This is a genomic window from Actinocrinis sp., from assembly GCF_035946395.1.
In the GTDB taxonomy this organism is placed as follows: domain Bacteria; phylum Actinomycetota; class Actinomycetes; order Streptomycetales; family Catenulisporaceae; genus Actinocrinis.
The window spans coordinates 1-3096 of sequence record NZ_DASYZI010000348.1 but is presented as its reverse complement, the minus strand read 5'-3'; the positions used below and the strand labels follow the sequence as shown (position 1 = coordinate 3096).

Sequence of the window (3096 nt, the reverse complement as noted above, 5' to 3'; positions counted from 1 at the left end):
GGCGCCGAGCACGTCCAGGCACAGGCCGCTGTTCTGGTTCTTGAACTGCCAGGAGCCGTCGGACTGCTGTTGCGGCAGCCATAGGCTGTTCGCCGCGCCGTTGACGGGCTGTTGCACGATGTCGGCCGTGCCCTGGGCCGTCGAGTTGTTCGCGACGGCGACGTCCTGGCCGGAGTTCTGGGCTTGCAGTTCGCCGTAGCCGCCGGAGACCGGGACGAACTGGAACTGCTGGTTGCTCTGTCCGTTGCAGGCCCACTGGTCGATCGCCGCGCCGACGTTACCCGTGTTGCCGAACACGTCGAGGCACAGGCCGTCGTTGGCGATGACGAGTTGGTGGTAACCGCTCGGGAGGCCGCCGCCACTCGATCCGGCCGGGGTGACGTAGATGGCGAACGCGTCGTGAGAGGCCTGGAAGGAGAGCGGAACAGTGATCGAGCCGCCGGACGCGCTCATGGTCTGGTTGAGCACCACCTGCGGGGCACTGAGCGGTGCCTGATCCGGGATGCGGTCTACACGTACGTTGACATTGCCGCTTCCGGACAGCCACGACTGCGACGACAGACCGCTGAAGCTCACCGACGCGGCACCGGTGTAGCCGTTGGAGTCACCGATGATGGCGACCGCGCGCTTGTTCGTGCTGTCCTCGGACGCTGAGATCGCGGTCGAGTTGACCTGTCCGGAGGTGTCGACCAACGTGCCGGTCATGTCCGCGTAGTCGCGTAGCGCCCACCAGTTGCCGGTTGGCTGCCAGGCTCCGTTGACCTGGGTCAGCACGCCGGTCAGGTTCGGGGTGACACAGCACACCCAGTTGCCGCGCATCGCGTTGAAGTACCCTGACTGCGCGAACCGCGCGAGGTACCACGCGGTCACGCCCGCAGTCTGCCGGTCGGCGGGCTGATACTCGTTGGCTGACAACGGTCGCGCGCTGACTCCCGCCGATGACAGGGCGCTGTTCAGCGCCTGCGACACCGCGACCGGGTCGTCCACGTCGCCCTCGTCGTGGTTGGTGATCATGTCCGGCACCGTGCCCGCCGACTTCACATGCGAAAGCCAGGTCGACCACTGGCCCGGGTTGGCCAACGGCGTGAACGCGAAGGACGGACCGACGATCGTCGCGCCCGGCGCGACCTTGCGCAGTTCCCGGTACGCCGTGTCCCACATGTTGAAGTACTGCGTGCTGTTCACCCCCGCCTTCCAGAAGACGGAGATGTCCGGCTCGTTGTCGATGTCGTAGGAAAATTTCAGCCCCGTGGCCTGAAGTGCGGCAACCGTCTGGTCGATGAAGGTCGCCCAGTTCGAGCAGTTGCCGTTGTCGCACGGGTACATCGTGTTGCTCGGCTGCCCGCCGTTCAGGCCGTACAGGTCGGTCAACAGCACCTGGTACTGCGCGTTGTACGGCGCCTGAGTCAACCGCTTGCCCTCGGCGACAATCGAGTTGATGTCAGCCTGCGTGGCGGACCCGAACGCGTAGTTGTCCTTGATCCAACCGCCCGAGAACCACCCGCCGCCGCGGAACGCGTTCATCCCCAGCGGCTGGATGAACTGGTCCACCGGCTGCGTGCCGTCCTCGGTGAAGCCGTACAGGAATCCCTCCCCCACTCGGGTCGACGGCCCTCGCGTCGAGGCCAGGTTCACGCTGAGCGATTCGGTCCCGGCCGCGTGGCCCGGAGCGGCCGCCAGCAGCGGCAACGCCAGCGCCATGGCCGTCCCGGCCGCCAACGCGAGGCGGCCGGGCCTGATTTTCGTTCTCATCGACTCCTCCTGCGGTTCAGCGCCACAACCCCGTGGCGCGACGCGACAGACAGCGGACGCCGGGGCGCACCCGCTGCTCGGCTACTCGGTTCGGCCCCGCCGCGATGCCCGAGACGGGGCCTGGTGCGAACGATGTGGGCACGAAGACAGTGTCGAACCGATTCACATCGCAGGTTCGATCGGGATATTACGGCGGGCCTGCGAGACGGTCAACGGGGGTGCGACACCGCGCGCGATCACTTCGCCAATCGACTGACACGAGTCGACATGACTGACATTTTCGCAGGTCTTTGCATCCTCACCGGATAACTCACCGTATGACCGCGACCACCGGCCATGCACCCGTCGCCTACCGAACTCGATATCAGCAGGCTACCTATACGACTCGAATCGATTCCTTGATTGCTCGCAAATACCGCCTGGGCCGCCCACGGAAGTTTCAGTGCGCAGCCGCGCGCCTTCGCCGCGCCTCGGCCGCCGCGGCGAGGATGAGGTAGGCGCTGGCGGTCCACGTGTACGCGCGATCGCGCTGTCCGGCGCCGGTGAGCGCATCGAAGTTCTCTGCGAATCCGGAGGCCTCGCACAGGGAGCGGAATCTGAGGCTGATCTCGTCCGCCAGATGGACGTGGCCGGCGCGGCGCAGGCCGTCCTCGACCAGCACCGTGGCCGGTGCCCAGATCGGTCCGCGCCAGTAGCCGTCGGCCTCGTAGTGTGGTGAGGTCGGCAGCTCGGTGGCCAGGCCATACGCCGTCAGGTGCCGGCTGATGCGGTCGGCCAGGGCGGTGTGGATCGGCTCGGGCAGCAGGTCGCCCAGCACGATGGGCATGAGCTCCAGCAGGCTGGAACCGGCACGGGGCGCGTCGGAACCGACCTCCCGGGCCGCGAACCGGCCGTCGTCCCACAGCTGGTCGATCAACGCGCCGGACACGCGGTCGGCCTCGGCGTTCCACGCCTGCGCCTCGTCCGGGCGGCCGACCAACGGCGCCAAGGCGGCCAATTCCCGTAGTTGCAGCACGAGGAAGGCGGCGAGATCCCCACTCTCCACGACGCGCGCGTCGTCGAAGACGGTCGCGTTGTCCCAGCCGCTGTCGTTGCCGTGGTGGTAGTGCGCCAGCCCACTTCCCGGCGCACGCCGGAAGTCGAGCCAGTACCGCGTCCAGCGGGCGAGCCGCTCGTAGACCTCGGCGAGCCGCTCGGCGTTCGGCCCGGACGACGATCGCGCCCGGCGCAGGATTCCCAGCGCCCAGCCGTGAATCGGCGGCTTGACGTAGTTGTAGAGGATCTCCGAGTGCGTCACCGAGTCGGGCAGGGCGCCTGCCTCGTCCTGGTGGTCGAACGGCAGCT

Annotated in this window: 2 protein-coding genes; both read right to left on the bottom strand. The window is 67.5% G+C overall.

All coding sequences use genetic code 11. From position 1 onward, the window contains the following. The coding region (locus VGS97_RS21575; RefSeq protein ID WP_326855430.1) for an RICIN domain-containing protein at nucleotides 1-1752 on the bottom strand (1752 nt) is incomplete at its 3' end. Nucleotides 1753-2191: 439 nt separating this feature from the next. Then, a partial coding sequence (locus VGS97_RS21570) for an amylo-alpha-1,6-glucosidase (RefSeq protein WP_326855429.1) occupies nucleotides 2192-3096 on the bottom strand: 905 nt, incomplete at its 5' end.